Source organism: Arenimonas fontis (genome assembly GCF_008386465.1).
Classification (GTDB): Bacteria; Pseudomonadota; Gammaproteobacteria; order Xanthomonadales; family Xanthomonadaceae; genus Arenimonas; species Arenimonas fontis.
On the sequence record NZ_VUOD01000002.1, the window covers coordinates 150,666 to 167,715 of the forward strand.

Annotated in this window: 21 protein-coding genes, 1 tRNA gene and 1 other RNA gene; 8 read left to right on the forward strand and 15 right to left on the reverse strand. The window is 71.1% G+C overall.

All coding sequences use genetic code 11. From position 1 onward, the window contains the following. Positions 1-59: 59 nt before the first annotated feature. From acpP to F0415_RS03040, 7 genes are all read right to left on the reverse strand, one after another. On the reverse strand, positions 60-299 hold the full coding sequence (gene acpP / locus F0415_RS03010) for an acyl carrier protein (protein WP_149859727.1): 240 nt from the start codon (positions 297-299) through the stop codon (positions 60-62). A gap of 132 nt (positions 300-431) precedes the next feature. Beyond that, complete coding sequence (fabG, locus tag F0415_RS03015; RefSeq protein ID WP_149859728.1) at positions 432-1,175, reverse strand: 3-oxoacyl-ACP reductase FabG; 744 nt, start codon at positions 1,173-1,175, stop codon at positions 432-434. A 38-nt stretch (positions 1,176-1,213) separates the two neighbouring features. Beyond that, entirely contained in the window at positions 1,214-2,155 is a 942-nt protein-coding gene (fabD, locus tag F0415_RS03020) for an ACP S-malonyltransferase (protein WP_149859729.1), read from the reverse strand. Between the two features lie 73 nt (positions 2,156-2,228). Then, positions 2,229-2,948: a BUD32 family EKC/KEOPS complex subunit gene (locus F0415_RS03025; RefSeq protein WP_149859730.1), complete on the reverse strand. Its 720-nt coding sequence runs from the start codon at positions 2,946-2,948 to the stop codon at positions 2,229-2,231. Positions 2,949-2,952: 4 nt separating this feature from the next. After that, entirely contained in the window at positions 2,953-3,927 is a 975-nt protein-coding gene (locus F0415_RS03030) for a beta-ketoacyl-ACP synthase III (protein WP_425457810.1), read from the reverse strand. 123 nt (positions 3,928-4,050) lie between these two features. Next, positions 4,051-4,245 (reverse strand): 50S ribosomal protein L32, encoded by a 195-nt coding sequence (gene rpmF, locus F0415_RS03035; RefSeq protein WP_149859731.1) that lies wholly within the window; start codon positions 4,243-4,245, stop codon positions 4,051-4,053. Positions 4,246-4,261: 16 nt separating this feature from the next. After that, entirely contained in the window at positions 4,262-4,771 is a 510-nt protein-coding gene (locus F0415_RS03040) for a YceD family protein (RefSeq protein WP_149859732.1), read from the reverse strand. A gap of 116 nt (positions 4,772-4,887) precedes the next feature. Here F0415_RS03040 and F0415_RS03045 point away from each other — a divergent pair, with 116 nt between their 5' ends. After that, positions 4,888-5,373 (forward strand): hypothetical protein, encoded by a 486-nt coding sequence (locus F0415_RS03045; RefSeq protein ID WP_149859733.1) that lies wholly within the window; start codon positions 4,888-4,890, stop codon positions 5,371-5,373. Further along, positions 5,370-5,948 (forward strand): Maf family protein, encoded by a 579-nt coding sequence (locus F0415_RS03050; RefSeq protein WP_149859734.1) that lies wholly within the window; start codon positions 5,370-5,372, stop codon positions 5,946-5,948. The genes F0415_RS03045 and F0415_RS03050 overlap by 4 nt, the downstream gene beginning before the upstream one ends. Positions 5,949-5,950: 2 nt before the next feature. Here F0415_RS03050 and F0415_RS03055 read toward each other — a convergent pair whose 3' ends face one another. Then, a complete protein-coding gene (locus tag F0415_RS03055) occupies positions 5,951-7,792 on the reverse strand; it encodes an ArnT family glycosyltransferase (protein WP_149859735.1) in 1,842 nt (613 codons plus the stop codon). A gap of 38 nt (positions 7,793-7,830) precedes the next feature. Between F0415_RS03055 and F0415_RS03060 the strand changes: the two genes are divergently transcribed. The 4 genes from F0415_RS03060 to F0415_RS03075 are packed head-to-tail and all read left to right on the forward strand — an operon-like array spanning position 7,831 to position 12,207. Beyond that, the gene (locus F0415_RS03060) at positions 7,831-8,784 is read left to right on the forward strand and encodes an AAA family ATPase (protein WP_149859736.1); all 954 of its coding nucleotides are present in this window, start codon (positions 7,831-7,833) and stop codon (positions 8,782-8,784) included. A 6-nt stretch (positions 8,785-8,790) separates the two neighbouring features. After that, positions 8,791-9,759, forward strand: coding sequence for a DUF58 domain-containing protein (locus tag F0415_RS03065; RefSeq protein ID WP_246149838.1), 969 nt, complete (start codon positions 8,791-8,793; stop codon positions 9,757-9,759). Then, entirely contained in the window at positions 9,752-11,692 is a 1,941-nt protein-coding gene (locus tag F0415_RS03070; protein WP_149859737.1) for a transglutaminase TgpA family protein, read from the forward strand. Before F0415_RS03065 ends, F0415_RS03070 begins: the two co-directional genes overlap by 8 nt. Before the next feature lie 35 nt (positions 11,693-11,727). Continuing rightward, positions 11,728-12,207, forward strand: a complete 480-nt coding sequence (locus tag F0415_RS03075) for a Slp family lipoprotein (protein WP_149859738.1) — start codon at positions 11,728-11,730, stop codon at positions 12,205-12,207. 13 nt (positions 12,208-12,220) lie between these two features. Here the strand turns inward: F0415_RS03075 and F0415_RS03080 are convergent, their stop codons facing one another. From F0415_RS03080 to dnaX, 4 genes are read right to left on the reverse strand one after another with little or no spacing between them, the layout of a single operon-like run. Then, positions 12,221-12,565 (reverse strand): histidine triad nucleotide-binding protein, encoded by a 345-nt coding sequence (locus F0415_RS03080; RefSeq protein WP_149859739.1) that lies wholly within the window; start codon positions 12,563-12,565, stop codon positions 12,221-12,223. Positions 12,566-12,576: 11 nt separating this feature from the next. Continuing rightward, complete coding sequence (gene recR, locus F0415_RS03085) at positions 12,577-13,179, reverse strand: recombination mediator RecR (protein WP_149859740.1); 603 nt, start codon at positions 13,177-13,179, stop codon at positions 12,577-12,579. A gap of 16 nt (positions 13,180-13,195) precedes the next feature. Beyond that, positions 13,196-13,522, reverse strand: a complete 327-nt coding sequence (locus tag F0415_RS03090; RefSeq protein ID WP_149859741.1) for a YbaB/EbfC family nucleoid-associated protein — start codon at positions 13,520-13,522, stop codon at positions 13,196-13,198. A gap of 19 nt (positions 13,523-13,541) precedes the next feature. Then, positions 13,542-15,266, reverse strand: a complete 1,725-nt coding sequence (dnaX, locus tag F0415_RS03095; protein ID WP_149859742.1) for a DNA polymerase III subunit gamma/tau — start codon at positions 15,264-15,266, stop codon at positions 13,542-13,544. Positions 15,267-15,408: 142 nt separating this feature from the next. On the opposite strand from dnaX, the gene F0415_RS03100 reads away from it, so the two are divergent. Together F0415_RS03100 and ffs are read left to right on the forward strand one after the other, a co-directional pair. After that, positions 15,409-15,501, forward strand: a tRNA-Ser gene (locus F0415_RS03100). A gap of 49 nt (positions 15,502-15,550) precedes the next feature. After that, an RNA gene (gene ffs, locus F0415_RS03105) (signal recognition particle sRNA small type) lies at positions 15,551-15,647 on the forward strand. A gap of 246 nt (positions 15,648-15,893) precedes the next feature. On the opposite strand, the gene F0415_RS03110 is transcribed toward ffs, so the two are convergent. Genes F0415_RS03110 through moaC form a run of 3 tightly spaced genes read right to left on the reverse strand, consistent with a single transcriptional unit; the run spans position 15,894 to position 17,049 of the window. After that, positions 15,894-16,313, reverse strand: a complete 420-nt coding sequence (locus F0415_RS03110) for a molybdenum cofactor biosynthesis protein MoaE (RefSeq protein WP_149859743.1) — start codon at positions 16,311-16,313, stop codon at positions 15,894-15,896. Positions 16,314-16,322: 9 nt separating this feature from the next. Further along, positions 16,323-16,559 carry a MoaD/ThiS family protein gene (locus F0415_RS03115; protein WP_149859744.1) on the reverse strand — a complete coding sequence of 79 codons (237 nt, stop codon included), beginning with the start codon at positions 16,557-16,559 and terminating at the stop codon, positions 16,323-16,325. Between the two features lie 4 nt (positions 16,560-16,563). After that, positions 16,564-17,049 carry a cyclic pyranopterin monophosphate synthase MoaC gene (moaC, locus tag F0415_RS03120; protein WP_149859745.1) on the reverse strand — a complete coding sequence of 162 codons (486 nt, stop codon included), beginning with the start codon at positions 17,047-17,049 and terminating at the stop codon, positions 16,564-16,566. Between the last annotated feature and the right edge of the window lies 1 nt (position 17,050).

A 17,050-nucleotide genomic window follows, 5' to 3' on the forward strand; every position in this document is an offset into this window, starting at 1 on the left:
GGCGCCGCAAACGCACGGGGCCGCGCAAGCGCGGCCCCGGCAGGCATGACATCAGGCGGTCAGGCCTTGACGTGGGCCTTGATGTAATCGATGGCCTGCTGGACCGAGGTGATCTTCTCGGCTTCCTCGTCCGGGATCTCGCACTCGAACTCCTCCTCGAGAGCCATGACCAGCTCGACGGTGTCCAGCGAGTCGGCGCCGAGGTCGTCCACGAAGGAAGCGTTGGCGGTGACTTCCTCTTCCTTCACGCCCAACTGCTCGACGACGATTTTCTTGACGCGTTCTTCGATGCTGCTCATTTGAATGGTCTCCTCCCGGAGGGCATATGGTGCGGGCGCATTGTAATCAAAGTCGGCCGCCGCGGGCGCCGGTCTCGCCACGGCCTGTGCCTGGGGGCGGGATTCTAGCGCAAATCCCGGTCCGGCAAGGGCTTAGGGCATGTACATGCCGCCATTGACATGCAGGGTCTCGCCGGTGATGTAGGACGCCGCCGGGCCGGCCAGGAAGGCCACAGCCCGGGCGATGTCGGCGGGCTCGCCCAGCCTGCCCAGCGCGATCTGGCCTTCCAGCGCCTGGCGCGAAGCCTCGGGCAGGTCGCGGGTCATGTCGGTCCGGATGAAGCCTGGCGCGACCACGTTGACGGTGACGCCGCGGCTGCCGATCTCCTTGGCCAGCGACTTGCTGAAACCGATGATGCCGGCCTTGGCCGCCGCATAGTTGGCCTGACCCGCGTTGCCGGTCAGGCCGACCACCGAGGCGATGTTGATGATACGGCCCTTGCGCGCCTTCATCATGCCGCGCATCACCGCCTTGCAGGTCCGGTAGACGCTGCTGAGGTTGGTGTCGAGGATGGCCTGCCAGTCCTCGTCCTTCATGCGCATGAGCAGGTTGTCGCGGGTGATGCCGGCATTGTTGACCAGGATGCTCACCGGACCGAACTCCTTGCCGATGCTCTCGATCAGGGCATCGACGGCGGCGCCGTCGGTGACGTCCAGCACGCGGCCGACGCCACCTCGGGCGGTCAGCCGTTCCTCGATGGCGGCGGCTCCGGCCGGGCTGGTCGCCGTGCCGATCACGGTGGCGCCCTGCGCCGCCAGCTCGTCGGCAATCGCCGCGCCTATGCCACGGCTCGCTCCGGTCACCAGCGCGACCTCCCCCTTCAGCACCTCAGACATTGCGGTTCTCCATCAGTGTTGTTTGCCGCCGTCAAAACTCATTCCTTCCAATCGCCCAGCGCAGCGTCGAAGTCGGCGGGGGTACCGATGGCGCGGGCGTCCAGGGACTTTTCAATGCGCTTGGCCAGGCCGGTCAGGACCTTGCCCGGGCCGCACTCGGCAATGCGGGTGACACCGCGGGCGGCCAGGGCCTGCACGCACTCCGTCCAGCGCACGGGCAGATAGAGCTGACGGACCAGGGCGTCGCGGATGGACTGCACGCCCTCGTGCACCTCGCCGTCCACGTTTTGCACTACCGGGATCGCCGGCTCCGACCAGGCCAGGCCTGCCATGACTTCCGACAGTCGGTTGGCGGCCTCGCGCATCAGCGGGGTATGCGAAGGCACCGACACCGCCAGCTTGACCGCCTTGCGCACGCCGCGGGCCGACAGCTCCGCCAGGGCGCGGTCGACCGCAGCCGCATGGCCGCCGATGACCACTTGCCCGGGCGAGTTGTAGTTGGCCGGCACCACCACGTCCTCTCCCGAAACGGCCTTGCAGACCTCGGCAACCACGGCGTCGTCGGCGCCGAGCACTGCCGCCATCGCGCCGGCGCCGGCCGGGACGGCCTGTTGCATGAGGCGGCCACGTTCGCGCACCAGGCGGGCACCGTCGGCCAGCGACAGCGAGCCCGCCACCACCAGCGCGCTGTATTCGCCCAGGCTGTGCCCGGCCAGCACCGCCGGCATCGCGCCGCCGCGCGCGCGCCAGGCGCGCCAGGCGGCCACACCGGCGGCCAGCAGGGCCGGCTGGGTGAACTCGGTCTGGTTGAGCCGTTCCTCCGGCCCCTGCTGCGAGAGTTGCCACAGGTCGAGGCCGGCGCCGGCCGAGGCTTCGTCAAAGGCGGCGCGCACCTCGGAATGCGTGGCCGCCAACTCGGCCATCATGCCCAGGGACTGCGAGCCCTGGCCGGGAAATACGAAGGCAAGCGACTGGCCCATGGGCCCTCCGTGCAGCAAAGAGGCGGCATGATACGGCACCGCGGCAGCCGGGCGTCTGTACCGGCGCGTAGGGTCAGGCACTGGCCCGGTGCAGGCTGTCCAGGGCCAGCGCGACCTCGCCGGCGCGGCCGCCGAGCAGGCGCGACACCGGCGCCAGCCAGCGCAAGCGGCGCGCCACCAGGGTCACTTCCGTCCGCACCGCTTCCGAAGCGCCGGCCAGGGCCTCGGCCATCATGCGCGCGTGTGCGCCCGGCCGGTCTGCCAGGAAGCGGGCGGTGGAATGGGCGTAAAACAGCAGATCACGGGCTTGGGCCGCCGCCAGGGGCATGACCTCGGCGGGATCCTCCTCCAGGTCTATGAAGCCGACGTCGTTCCCTTCCAGGGTGAGGTTGCGTGCGAAGGCCTGGCTGAGATAGCCGCCCTTGGCGTGCAGGCGGAGGATCGCTCCGAGCCCCTGCCGCAGCAGCCGCTCGCGCTCCCCAGGATCGGACTCGGCCCGACAGAGCGCGGACAGGGTCGGACCGAGGTCGGAAAGCAGGAGGTGGCGCTCGCCCGCCTCCAGAATCTGCGGGACCCGCGCACCGAGCGCGGCGAGACGGCGGATCATCCGCTGCTCGGTCCGGCACGCCGCTTCGGGACTCAGCGGGATCGGCGCCAGCAGCGCATTCGCGCCCAGGCGCCGGGCCAGCCAGCGCAACACGGCCATGCGCTTGCGTCGGCCGCCGTCGGAATAGGTCTTGCGCCAGGCGATCCGGCCCGCGGCCTGTTCGCGGCGGACCCGGGTGTCGGCCATGGATTCAGTAGCGGATCAGGGCCGAGCCCCAGGTGAAGCCTCCACCGAAGGCTTCCAGCAACAGCAACTGGCCGCGTTGCACCCTGCCCGAACGCACGGCCTCGTCCAGCGCCAGCGGCACCGAGCCTGCCGAGGTGTTGCCATGCCGGTCCACGGTGACGATGACGCGGTCCATCGACATCTGCAGCCGCTTGGCGGTGGCTTCGATGATGCGCAGGTTGGCCTGGTGCGGGATCAGCCAGTCGATCGCCGACTTGTCCAGGCCATTGGCGGCCAGGGTTTCGTCCACCACCGCATCCAGGGCCTTCACCGCGTGCTTGAACACTTCGTTGCCGGTCATCAGCACGCGCACGCCGGCGTTCTCCTCGCCTGGCTTGAAGCCGACCGAGACGCCAACCGGGTTGTACAGCAGTTCCTTCTTGCCGCCGTCGGCATGCAGATGGGTGGACAGCACGCCTGCCTCCGTATCGGCCTTGAGCACCACGGCGCCGGCGCCGTCGCCGAACAACACACAGGTGCTGCGGTCGGACCAGTCCAGCATGCGGGTCAGGGTTTCGGCGCCGACCACCAGCACCGTGCGGGCAGTGCCGGCGCGGATGAAGGCATCGGCGACGCTCAGCGCGTAGATGAACCCGGAACAGGCGGCATTGACGTCGAAGGCGGCGCAGCCATTGGCACCGAGGCGGTGCTGCAGCAGGCAGGCCGTGGAGGGGAAGATGATGTCGGGCGTGGTGGTGCCCAGCACGATCATGTCCAGCCCGGACGCCTGCACGCCGGCCGCCTCCATGGCGGCGAGGGCGGCGCGCTCGGCCAGGTCGCAGGTGGTTTCGCCCTCGGCGGCGACATGGCGCTGACGGATGCCGGTACGGGTGGCGATCCACTCGTCGCTGGTGTCCACGAGCTTTTCCAGGTCGTGGTTGCTAAGAACCTTCTCCGGCAGGGCGCTGCCCGTGCCGGCGATACGCGAGTAAACGCCCATCTGCACTTCCTCTTGCTGCTGCCTGCCGGCGCTGTCGGCCACGCCGGGACGTGAAAAAGCACGCGGCGGGACCGGCCCGCCGCGTGCAGATTACACCGCGAGTTCGCCCCGAGGGCGGATCGCTCAGTCCTCGCTGACGACCTGGGACTTGGTGTCCACGACCTTGCGGCCGCGGTAGTAGCCGTCGGCGGTCACGTGGTGGCGCAGATGGGTCTCGCCCGTGGTCGGGTCGGTGGCCAGCTGCTTGGCGGCGAGGGCGTCGTGCGAGCGGCGCTGGCCGCGGCGGGACGGGGTGACGCGGGACTTCTGGACGGCCATGGTCTGTCTCCAAAAACTACTTCTTCTGTGCCTTCAACGCGGCGAGCGCGGCGAAAGGGTTCGGTCGGCCCGGTTCGTCTCCGGCGGGCCATTCGGCCTCGACCGGCGCCGAAGCCGGATTGATCGGCACTACCGGGATGGCAAGGAGAAGCTCGTCCTCTACCAGCCCGGCGGGATGGAGCTCGCCGCCCGGGCCCGGCTGGACCGGTTCCATGCCCCCCGGCAGCGCCGCTTCCTGCGATTCGTCGGTCACCAGACCCAGTCGCTGCACCAGCCGCACCGGGTACAGGAACCGCTCCAGGGTGCGCTGACAGAGCAAGGGCAGTTCCGCCTGCAGGCGCAGCTCGACATAGGGAATGTCGAGCGCGTCGCGGCCGAACTCCAGCTCGTACCGGCAGTCACCCTCGGCGCCTTCCAGGACCTCGCGCAACCGGGGCATCCCGGCCAGCGGCAAACGGCCCTCGAACAGGCGCCTGGCCGCGACCATGCGCCAAGCGTCGAGCACCGGGGGCAGGGTCGCGGACATAAGCGCTGCATCATAGGCGCGAGACCTGCCACTGTCAAACTTAACTGCCCGCCGGGCTTGGGGTTTGCCGCCCGCCGAAGGGCTGGTGCAGACTGGCCCCTGACCAGGATCCGCCCATGCCCGAACTGTTCACCCTGCTCGCCCTGGCCGCCCTGGCCCTGGCGACCGTCCTGATCCTGCTGATCCGCCGCGGCCGGCGCCGCGACCGCAGCCTGGAGCGCCTGCTGGATCTGGCCGACGAGGTCGAGGCCTTGCTGGACCGCAGCCAGGTGCGCATGCAGGCGCTGCATGCCGTGGTCGGCCGCGTGCCGGCCGACATCGGCGCCGTCGCCCAGGCCTCGCTGGACGGCCCACTGCCGGTGCGCGAGGCCAAGCGCGACCTGCTGCAGCACCGGTTGTGGATCAAACATCACGGCGACGCCGCCAGCCAGGCCGAACTGGATGCCGCCTGCGAGGCACTGGATCGGGCTCGCAGTCGTCTGGCCGAACAGCTGGCCGACCTGGAGCAGGCCGGCGCCGAACTGGCCGAGGCCACCGAAGCCAGCGCCGCCGCGGCCAGCCGGGAGCCGGCAGGGCTGCGCCGGCCGCCCGGACAGGCATGAACCGGCTGATCCTGGCCTCCACCTCGCCCTACCGGCGCCAGCTGCTGGCCAGGCTGCGCCTGCCCTTCGATTGCGACCGCCCCGACGCGGACGAAACGCCGCTTCCCGGCGAGGCGCCCGCAGCGCTCGCCCGCCGGCTGGCATCGGCCAAGGCCGAAGCGGTGGCCGGGCGTCATCCGGACGCCTGGATCGTCGGCTCCGACCAGGTGGCCGAACTGGACGGCCGCGCCATCGGCAAGCCCGGTGGCGCAGATGCCGCCTTCGCGCAACTGCGGGCGGCCTCCGGCCGACAGGTGCGCTTCCACACCGCGTTCTGCCTGCTGCGGGCCGGAGGCCATGACCGTTTCGAACACTGCGACCTGACCGAAGTCCGGTTCCGCGCACTGGCCGATGACGAGATCCTCCGCTACCTCGCCGCCGAACAGCCCTACGACTGCGCCGGGAGCTTCAAGAGCGAAGGGCTGGGCATCAGCCTGTTCGCCGCCATCCGCAGCGAAGACCCGACTGCACTGATTGGTCTGCCACTGATCGCCCTGACCGGCGCCCTGCGCGAAGCCGGCTTCGCACTGCCCTGATCTCAGCGGGCGAACCGTACGGGCATCGCCGGCAGCTCCTCGACGCTGCCGTCCCGGCCATGCACGCGCAGTGACAGCCACGCCGCGCCCGACCGGTTGCCGGCCTCGACACGGGCGCGCAAGCCGACGCCGGTGTCGGCGCCGTCCCGCAGAAGTCCCCAGTAGTCGAGGACATCGGGGCGGGCATGACCATAGATCGCCTCCGCCACCGGTTCGCCGTCCAGCAGCACCTCGACGCGGGCGACGCCGGCGCCGGGCTTGATCGCCCAGCCGGCAACCTCGAAGGCGGATTCGAGCTGCTGACCCGGGCGCGGCGACTCCAGGTCCGCCATCGCCGGCAGCACGCAGCCCCCCCGCTCCGGCGCCGGCAAGGCGAACAGCAGGAAGCGCTTCCTGCCATGGTCCACGTTCAACACCTCCGGCGAATCCAGGCTGCCGGCCCATTCGCACAAGGCGCGGTAAGCACGCAGGCGATGCTTGCCCGGCCGGGCGGTGTCCTCCAGCACCACCAGCACCGATCCTCCGGGCCTGTGTTCGGCCAGCAGGCCCCAGTGCCGCAACTGCGGCGCGCGCCCATGCTTGGCATTGAGCGGATGCTCCAGCACCAGCACGTCGTCGCGGCCGAGCGCCAGCGAGAGCTGGGCACCGAGCATGAAGTTGTCTGCCACCAGCCGGGTCCCCGTCGGCATGGCCTGCAGGCGCCGGCGCGTGGCTTCCGCCACCTCGCTCCAGCCGGAGAAGTTGTCGGCGTATGCCGGCGAGCCTGCCAGCGCGCGACGCCCGTCCGGATCGGCCAGCACGGCGAGATACGCCAGCAAGGCCAACGATCCGGCAGCGGCCATTCCCAGGCAGAGTCGTCGCCATGGCCTTCGCCACCGCCACAGCAGCACGGGCGCGGCGCAGCAGGCCAGCAACCAGCCGGCCAGCGGCCAATGGAAGCTGACCCGATCGCTGTCGGCGAAAAAACCGAGCAGGAACCAGCCCAGCGTCGCCATCGCGCCGGCGCCGAACAGGAATGGCCAGGCCGCGCCTTCCCGGCGTCGGCGCCAGGCTTCCACCAGCGTGCCCAGCAGCGCCGCGAACAACAGCGGCGTCAACAGCACTGCCTGGATCAAGGGCCAGACCAGGCCTTCGGCATGCCAGGTCCAGGGATGGCGGTCCACGAACTGGAAGCCGAGACCGGCGCCGGCATGGTCCAGGTTCCAGCGCAGCAGTGGCCACCAGGCCAGGGCGCCGGCGGCCAGCGCCAGCCACAGCCGGGGTTCGCGCAGCAGGCGTCTTCCCGCCGGCGCCAGCAGCAGGCCGGCCAGACCGGCCGCGAGGAACGCGGCGAACCGGTAGTGGGCCAAGGCGCCCAGCACCAGGCCTGCGGCGAGGGCCGTGGCGCCTGCCCCGCGGCGGCCGGCCATCATCGCGGCCAGGCCGTCCACGCACAGCAATCCTGCCACCAGCAGGGGCACGTCCGGCAGCGCCAGTACGCCCATCAGGCCGCCCAGCGGCATCAGCATCGCCAGCAGCGCCGCCCGGTCGGCCACCTCCGGGCCGAACCAGCGCGCCGAGATCCGCCACAGCTGCCAGGGCAGCAGGGCGCCGAGCAGGAAAAAGGGCAGGCGTGCCGCGAACAGGCCCTGCCCGAAGATCTCCTGACCCAGCCGGGTCAGCCAGGCCGTGAGCCCCGGCAGATCGGAATAGGCCCAGGCCAGGCGCCTGCCTTCCTGGATGTAGAAGGCCTCGTCGCCGAAGGCAGGCAAGCGGGCGGCCAGCCACAGCTTGGCCAGCGAGAGCAGCAACCAGAGCGCGACCGGCTTCACGCGCACGGAACCGGACGGGATGCCACCATCCATGGGTATGCTTGCCTCGTGATTCCCGCCAGGACCTGCCGATGAGCGTATCGCCCCTGCCTGCCGACATCCTACCCGAGCGCCGCCGCCGGGCCCTGGCCGATGCCGAGGCGCAAGTGAACCGGCTGGTGCTGGGCAAGCCGCGGGAGGTGCGCCTGGCCTTCACCACGCTGTTGGCCGGCGGCCATCTGCTGATCGAGGACCTGCCGGGCCTGGGCAAGACCACCCTGGCGCGGGCGATGGCCGCCACGCTCGGCCTGGATTTCCAGCGCAGCCAGTTCACCGCCGACCTGTTGCCGTCCGACATCGTCGGCGTTTCCATCTTCGACCAGGCCAGCCGCGAGTTCCGTTTCCATCCGGGGCCGGTGTTCACGCAGTTGCTGCTGGCCGACGAGATCAACCGCGCGCCGCCGCGCACGCAAAGCGCGCTACTGGAAGCGATGGCCGAGCAGCAGGTCACCGTGGACGGCGTGACCCACGCCCTGCCCCAGCCCTTCTTCGTCATCGCCACCCAGAACCCGGTGGACCTGGCCGGCACCTTCCCCCTGCCGGACTCGCAGATGGACCGCTTCCTGCTGCGCCTGCGCCTCGGCTATCCGGACGCGCAGGCGGAGCGCGAGATGCTGGCCGGCGAGGATCGCCGCGACCTGATCGCCCAGTGCATGCCCTGCCTGGGCGCCGACGACGTCCTGGCCCTGCGGGCGGCCGCCGAAGGCGTGCACGCGAGCGCACCGCTGGTGGCCTACGTGCAGGCGCTGTTGCAGGAAAGCCGCCGCCATGCCGGTGTGCAGGTCGGTCTGTCGCCGCGGGCCGGCCTGGGCCTGCTGCGCGGCGCGCGTGCCCTGGCCTTGCTGGAAGGGCGCGACCACGCGTTGCCCGAGGACGTTCAGGCGCTGTTCCAGGCGGTCGCCGCCCACCGCCTGGTGCCCGAGTCCGAGGCCGAAGGCCGCGAGGCGCTGGCCGAGGGCATCCTGCGGGCGGTTCCGGTGGACTGAGCGGCCGTGACGCCGGCACCGGACCTGGTCGAACGGCTCAGCGAGCGGCTTTCCTCGCTGCCGCTGGTGCGGCCACGCCGCCCGGAAGTCCTGCCCGTCCGCGTGGACCGGCGCCGGGTCTACATCCTGCCCACCGGCTTCGGGCTGTTCCTCGGCCTGATGCTGCTGGCCATGCTGGTCGGCGGTCTGAACTACAACAACAACCCGGCCCTGCTGCTGGCCTTCCTGCTGTTGGCGGTGGCGCACAACAGCCTGGTGCAATCGCACCTGCTGCTGTCGGGATTGCGGTTGCGCGCCCTGCACGCCGAGCCGGTGCACGCGGGCCAGCCGCTGCGCCTGCGCCTGGCCTTCGAAGCCCAGGGCAAACACGACCGTCCCGGCCTGGAACTGCGCCTGGGCGACGCCCACGCCCGCTTCGACCTGGCGCCGGGCGAGCGCCGCGAAGTGGGCCTGCCCTGCCCCACCCGGCAGCGCGGCTGGCTGCGTCCTGGCCGGATCCGCCTCTCGACCATCCGCCCGCTGGGCCTGGCCAGGGCCTGGTGCTGGCTGCAGCCGGACGTCCGCCTGCTGGTCTATCCGGCGCCCGAAGCGGAACCGGTGCCCTTGCCCGACAGCGGCGGCGAGGGAGCGGCGCGGCGCAGCCGCAGCAGCGGCGAACAACCGGATCACCTGCGCGAGTACCGCCCGGGCGATCCGATGCGGCAGATCGCCTGGAAGTCCTCGGCTCGCAACCAGCGCTTGCTGGTGCGCGAGTACGAGGCCAGCGCCCAGCGCGAACTGGACCTGGACTGGTACGCCCTGACCGGCCTGGCGCACGAGGCCCGAATCCGCCGCCTGACCCGCTGGGTGATCGAAGCCGAGCGCGAAGGGCGACGCTATCGCCTGAGCCTGCCGGGACAGCGGATCGGCCCCGGACGCGGTCCCGAGCATCGCCATGCCTGCCTGCGCGCGCTGGCGCTGATGCCGCATGCCTGAGACCTTGCCGATCGGCCTGCGGCGCTGGGCGGTCCTGGCCGCCCTCGCCTGTCTGTTGCCGCTGTTGCCGCTGGTGCCGCCGGGCCTGGCGATGGTCTCGCTGGCCCTGGCCGCGCTGGGCCTGGCCGTGCATCGCCCCTGGCCCGGCTGGCTGCGCGGCCTGCTGCTGACTTGCCTGGTGGGCTACGTGCTGGCCAGCCATGAGTTCCGGCTGGGCCGCGATACCGGCTGCGCCCTGCTGGCCTGCCTGCTGGCAATCAAGCCCCTGGAAACGCGCAGCGTGCGCGATGCTCATTCCCTGTTGGGTTTTTCCCTGTTCGCACCCTTTGCCGCCTTCCTGCAGGACCAGGGGCCGCTGAGCCTGGGCCTGGCCCTGCCCGCGGTCGCCGTGGTGCTGGCGGTGCTGGCCTTGTTGGCCGAGGGCGGCGACGGCAGGTCGCCCGGCTCGGGCCGGGCCAGGCTGCGCCAGGTCGGCTTCACCCTGCTGATGGCGCTGCCCCTGGCCGCTGCCGGCTTCTGGCTGTTCCCGCGTCTGGCCAGCCCGCTCTGGGGCATGCCGGAAAACGCCCTGGGTCGCAGCGGCCTGGGTGAAAGCATGACGCCGGATCGCTGGATCGACCTGTTCGCCGACGACGCGCCGGTGTTGCGCGCGCGCTTCGACGGCCAGGAGCCCGCCCGGCCCGAGCTGTACTGGCGCGCCCAGGTGCTGTCGCGCTTCGACGGCCGCAGTTGGGATCGCGGCCTGGCGCCCGAGCCGCAACCGCCGCGGGTGCGTTCACCGCTGCCGCCGCTGCGCTACCGGGTGACGCTCGAACCCACCGACCGCCGCTACCTGGTCACCCTGGACATACCCCTGGCCTCGCCCGCCGACGGCCAGCTGCGGCGCGACGGCACGGTGCTGGCGTCGGCGCCGGTCAGCCGCCTGGTCAGCTACGACGCCCTGTCAGCGCCGGGCGGCACCATCACCGACGCGCCGACGGGTGTCGCCCGCCGGCAGCTGCTGTCGCTGCCGCCGGACCTCAATCCCCGCACCCTGGCCCTGGCCCGGCAATGGCGCCGGGAGCTTGGCGAAGACGACACCGCGTTGGTCGCCCGGGCACTGGACTGGATCGCCAGCGACTTCAGCTACAGCCTGCATGTGCCCCCTTCCGGGCGGCACGCCGTGGACGAGTTCCTGTTCGACTCCCGGGTTGGCTTCTGCCAGCACTTCAGCTCCTCCTTCGCGGTACTGATGCGCGCGGCCGGCATTCCCTCGCGGGTGGTGATCGGTTACGCAGGCGGTTATCGCAACCCGATCGGCGGCTACTGGATCGTGCGTTCGATGGATGCGCACGCCTGGACCGAGATCTGGCTCGAAGGACGCGGCTGGGTGCGCGTGGATCCGACTGCGGCGGTACGGCCAGAACGCGTGCTCGACACGGTGCAGGACCTCGCCCGACGCGAGGCCCTGCTGCCGCCCGATGCCCTGCTGCCCCTGCGCAACGTCGCCGACTGGGTGCGTCGCGGCTGGAACGATTTTTTCCTTGGCTTCAACGCCGAGCGCCAGGCCGGCCTGCTGCGCCCCCTGGGCCTGGACCGCGCCGACGCGCTGCAGCTGGCTGCCGCATTCGCCGCCGGTGCCGCCTTGGCGCTGGGCCTGACCCTGTGGCTCATGCTGCGTGGGCGCCGGCAGCCGCACGACCCCCTGCGGGCCGCCTGGCGCCGTTTCGATCGCCGGCTGGCCAGGGCCGGACTGGCGCGCCACCCCTGGGAGCCGCCGCTGAGCTTCGGCGAACGCGCCGCCGCCGCCTTTCCCGCCCATGCCGAGATCCTGCGCTCGCTCAGCGGACGTTACGCCCGGCACCGCTACGCTCCGGGCGGATTGCCGGCACAGGAACAGACCCGGCTGGCGGACGAACTGGACGCGTTCCGGCCTTCCGGCCGCGGTCGCTGAAGCAATCGCATTCGCAATGGATCCAGGAGAACCCCATGCACCGGTCCCCGCTTCGCACGACGGTAACGGCGCTGGCCGGACTGCTGCTGGCCGCCTGCGCCAGTGCGCCAAAACCCCTGCAGGGTGAATTCGTCGCCCTCTCGCCCGCGGATGCGGTACGCGCCGGCAGCCTCGGCGAGCGCGTGCGCTGGGGCGGCCGCATCGTCAGCGTCGAACCGCTGGCGGAGGAAAGCTGTTTCGAAGTGGTTTCGCGGCCGCTGGCCGGCGACGGCCGGCCGGTCGACCGGGACGGCAGCACCGGCCGTTTCATCGCCTGCAGGGCCGGTTTCTACGACCCCGAGGTGTTCCGTCCCGGCCGCGACGTGTCTTTCGTAGGCCGCATCGACGGCTTCGAACACCGCAAGGTCGGCGACTACGGCTACCGGTACCCGCGCCTGGCCGCCGAGGTCGTGTACCTGTGGCCGGAGCGCCGCGATGTGGTGGTGATCGAACGGTACCCCTACTGGTGGTGGTAAGCGGCCTGAACGCTCACCCCGGCGGCCAGTGCATGGCTCGCCCGGCCAGCAGGTGCAGGTGAATGTGGAAAACGGTCTGGCCGCCGTCGCGGTTGCAGTTCATCACCAACCTGTAACCGTTCTCGGCGAAGCCCTGCGCCTTGGCCCAGGCTGCCGCCGCCATGACCAGGCGACCGACCAGCGCCTCGTCGCCCGCCCGCAGGTCGTTGAGCGTGGCGATCGGCCGCTTGGGAATGAACAGCACGTGCACCGGCGCCTGCGGGTTGATGTCGCGGAACGCCAGGACGTCTTCGTCCTCGTGGACGATGTCGGCGGGGATTTCCCGGGCGATGATCTTGTCGAAGATGCTGCCGGCCATGTCGCTGCTCCTCAGGGAAGGATCTCGGTGCGCGACCCGAAGGCATGGGCCAGGGTGCCGCGGTCCACGTATTCCAGTTCGCCGCCCAGGGGCAGGCCATGCGCCAACCGGCTGGGTCGCACTCCGGCCTGGCGGGCCAGCTGAGCCAGGTAATGAGCCGTGGCCTCGCCCTCGACCGTCGGGTTGGTGGCAATGATCAGCTCGCGCACCTCGCCGGCGGCCAGGCGCGCCGCCAGCCGCTCCAGGCCCAGCTCGCGCGGGCCGATGCCGTCCAGCGGCGAGAGCCGGCCCTGCAGCACGAAGTACAGGCCGCGGTAGCCGGTGGCGGTCTCGATGGCCAGGCGATCGGCCGGCGATTCGATGGCGCACAGCTGGCTGCGCTCCCGCGAAGCGCTGGCGCAGATCGGGCAGACCGGCGTCTCGCTGAAGTCGCGGCATTGTTCGCAATGCCCGACCCGCTCCACCGCCTCGGCCAGTGCGCCGGCCAGACGCAGGCCGCCTTCGCGGTCGCGCTCGAGCAGGTGGTAGGCCATGCGCTGGGCAGACTTGCGACCGACCCCCGGCAGGCAGCGCAGGGCTTCGATCAGCTGCTCCAGCAAGGGCGAGGCGGACACGGCCGGTGTTACCCGCTCAGAACATGCCCGGCAGCTTCATGCCCGGCGGCAGCGGCAGGCCGGCAGTCGCTGCCGACATGCGCTTCTGGCTTTCCTCGTTGGCCTTGTTCACCGCGTCGTTGAAGGCGGCGGCGATCAGGTCCTCGAGCATCTCCGCGTCGGCCAGCGCCGAGGGATCGATGCGCACCGCGCGGCATTCCATGCGACCGGTCAGGCTCACCCTGACCATGCCGCCGCCGGACTGGCCCTGCACCTCCAGCGCGGCCAGTTCCTCCTGGGCCTTCTTGAGGTTGTCCTGCATGCGCTGGGCCTGCTGCATGAGTTGGGCGATGTTGCCTCGCATGGTCGTGTCCTTCGTGTGCTCAGTGATCGTCCAGCGGACGGATGGTGTCGGGGAGGACGGTGGCGCCCTGGCTGACCAGGCTCGCCACCACGGGATCGGCCAGGAAAGCCGACTCGGCTTCGGCCTGGCGTTCGCCGCGCTCGCGCTCGTTGCGCGCGTGCAGGGTTTCGCCGTCGGCCGCGCGGGCTGATTCGAAGCGGATGCGCGGCTCGCCTCCCAGGGGCCCTGCCAGGGCCCGGGCCAGCTGCCGCACCAGGCTGTCGCTGCGCAGGTGCTCGAAGCTGTCGGGCAGCGACAGCGACAACACGCCCTCGGCATGGCCGCAAAATGCACAGTGCGCCGCCAGTTCCCGCACCGGGCCCTTGAGGCCGGCGCCGGCGACCAGGGACAGCCAGTCTTCCGCGCTGGCCAGGCGGCGGCCGGCGCCCGGGACGCTGCCCGACCCGTTGCCGGACCGGGCGGCTGTGGAAATGGACGCGAGCGGCGCGGCGGCAAGGCCTTCAGGCCGCCGCGCCGGCGCTACCTGCGGAGCGGGCGCGGCGTCGGAGGCGGGGTCGGAGGCCGGCGCCGCGACCGAAGCAGGCACCGCCGACACCGGTGACGCAGCCGGAGCGGGCGAAGCCGCTGCGCCGGCGCTGTGCTGCAGGCCGCCGCCGCTGCCGCCACCCGCCGGCCGGAAGGCCAGCATGCGCAACAGGCTCATCTCGAAGCCGGTGCGCGGGCTGGGGGCCAGGCCGAGATCACGACGCCCGGAGACGGCCATCTGGTACCAGAGCTGGACCAGCTCGGGCGCAAGCTTGCCGGCCAGGCCTGCCAGGTCCACCCGCTCGTCGCCGGCGACAGCTCCCGGCACCAGCTGCTGCAGCTGGATCCGGTGCAGGGCCGTGGCCAGATCCTCGAGCACGTGCCCGTAGTCGGGCGAATAGGCGGCCAGGTCTTCCACCCTGGCCATCAGGGCGGCGCCGTCGCCGGCCGCCAAGGCTTCCAGCAGCTCGCCCACACGGGCCCGGTCCACCGTGCCCAGCATGGCGTTCACCGCCGCCTCGTCCAGCTTGCCGCCGGTGAAGGCGATGGCCTGGTCCAGCAGGGACAGACCGTCGCGCAGGCTGCCGTCGGCCGCCCTGGCCAGCAGGGTGATGGCGCCGGCCTCGGCCGGCACGCCCTCGGCCTCGAGAATGCGGCGCATCTGCCCGGCGATCTGCTCCTGCTCCAGCCGGCGCAGGTTGAACTGCAGGCAGCGCGACAGCACGGTGACCGGCAGCTTCTGCGGGTCGGTGGTGGCCAGCAGGAACTTCACGTGCTCCGGCGGCTCCTCCAGGGTCTTGAGCAGGGCGTTGAAGGCCGGCTTGGAAAGCATGTGCACCTCGTCGATGAGGTACACCTTGGTGCGGCCACGGGCCGGCAGGTACTGGGCGTTGTCGATCAGGTCGCGGACGTTGTCCACGCCGGTATGGCTGGCGGCATCGATCTCAAGCAGGTCGACGAAGCGGCCGGCATCGATGGCCTGGCAGGTCTCGCACTCGCCGCAGGGCTCGGCACCGGTACCACGTTCGCAGTTGAGCGACTTGGCGAAGATACGGGCGATGGTGGTCTTGCCCACGCCGCGGGTGCCGGTGAACAGGAAGGCATGGTGGACCTTGCCCGTCTCCAGGGCGTTGCTCAGGGCCTTGACCACGTGTTCCTGGCCCACCAGCTCGGCGAAGCGCCGGGGGCGCCATTTGCGGGCTAGGACGAGATAGGACATTCGGGGGCTCGGCGGCGCGGCGGAATCCGTCGGGGCATTGTGCCAACCCGAACGGGCCGGGTCCAAGCCGCCGATCGCCGCGCTTGTCCCCTGCGCGGCGGGCGCGTATCATTTCCGGCTCGATTCAGGCGCTTATCTCTGCGGAGAGATGTCCGAGTGGTTGAAGGAGCACGCCTGGAAAGTGTGTATACGGCTAAACCCCGTATCGAGGGTTCGAATCCCTCTCTCTCCGCCACTTCCTGACGGCGCGCCCCTGCGGCGCGCCGTCGCTTTCGATGGTGGCCCCGTCGGCCTCCCGCGACGCTGGTCCGAAAACCCCGCCAGGGCCGGAAGGCAGCAACGGTATCGGATGATGCGGGTGCCGGGACAAGCCGGCGGGGCTGCCGCCCTTCTGGCCTTCGACCGGAAAGGCGGCCCACGATCTGCTGCGCAGATCGCGGGCCCCGAGCTCAGGGCTCCCAATCCCCCGCGCCTTCGGCGTGCCCCCCTTACCAAGGGGGGCTATTCATGCTTGCCGCATGGCAGGATGGCCGGCGTCACCATGGCGGACCGGATTGCTCCTGATCTGTTCCTGCTTCATCCGCGCTCATCCGCGTTGATCCGCGGCTTCCTGTCCGCGTCAGGAACCTACGCCCCGGGATGCAGCCAGGCGGCATCCCCGTCGGCATAGTGTTCGCGTTTCCAGATGGGAACGCGGGATTTCACTTCGTCGATGATCCAGCGGCAGGCGTCGAAGGCGGGGCCGCGATGGGCAGCACTGGCGCCGACCCAGACGGCCAGGTCGCCGATGGCAAGATCGCCGAGGCGGTGGACGCAGGTGGCGGCGATGAGGTCGAAGCGGGTCATGGCCTCGGCGAGGATGGCCTCCCCTTCCCGTTCCGCCAGTTCGGGATAGGCCTCGTAGCGCAGGCCGGCGACGCGGCGTCCCTGGTGGTGGTCGCGCACCCAGCCCTCGAAGCTGGCGCAGGCACCGGCCGCGGGATCCAACAGCCGCTGGCGCAGGACGATTGCGTCCAGCGGCCCGGCGCTGAGGGCGAAACGTTTCACGCCGCCGCCTCAGCCGCCGGACACCGGCGGGATGAAGGCCACCACGCTGCCGGCCCGCGGCGGCGTGTCCCAGGCCACGAACTCGCCGTCCACGGCCACGCGCAGCTTCTCCTTCGGCAGCGGGAAGCGGTAGCGCTCGCGCAGCTGCATGTACAGCTCCGGCAGCGAGGCCGGCAATGGCAGCTGTTCGCTGTCGCGGCCGGCGGCGTCACGCAGGCTGGCGAAGTACAGCACCGTCAGGCTCATCGCTTCACCCTGCCCGCCCCACGGTGCGCTTGCCGCCGCGCTTGGCCAGCAGTTTCGCCGGCCCGATGATGATGGCGTGCGACAGGGCCTTGCACATGTCGTAGACCGTGAGCGCGGCGACGGTGGCGCCGGTCAGCGCTTCCATTTCGACGCCGGTGCGGTGTGTGGTCTTCGCCGCGCATTCGATCCGCAGCACGGTGTCGCTGGCCCAGCCGACGTCGAAGCGGCAGCCCTCGATCGGCAGCGGATGGCAAAACGGCAGCAGTTCGTGCGTGCGCTTGACCGCCATGGTGCCGGCGATGATGGCGGTGTCGGCCACCGGCCCCTTGGCCGAGCGCATGCCGCCGGCGCGCAGCTGCTTCGCCACCGCGACCGGGAAGCGGACGCGGCATTCCGCCACCGCCTCGCGGGCGGTCGCCTGCTTGCCGGACACGTCCACCATGGCCGGGCGGCCGCTTTCATCCACATGGGTCAGGCGCTTGCCGGCCATC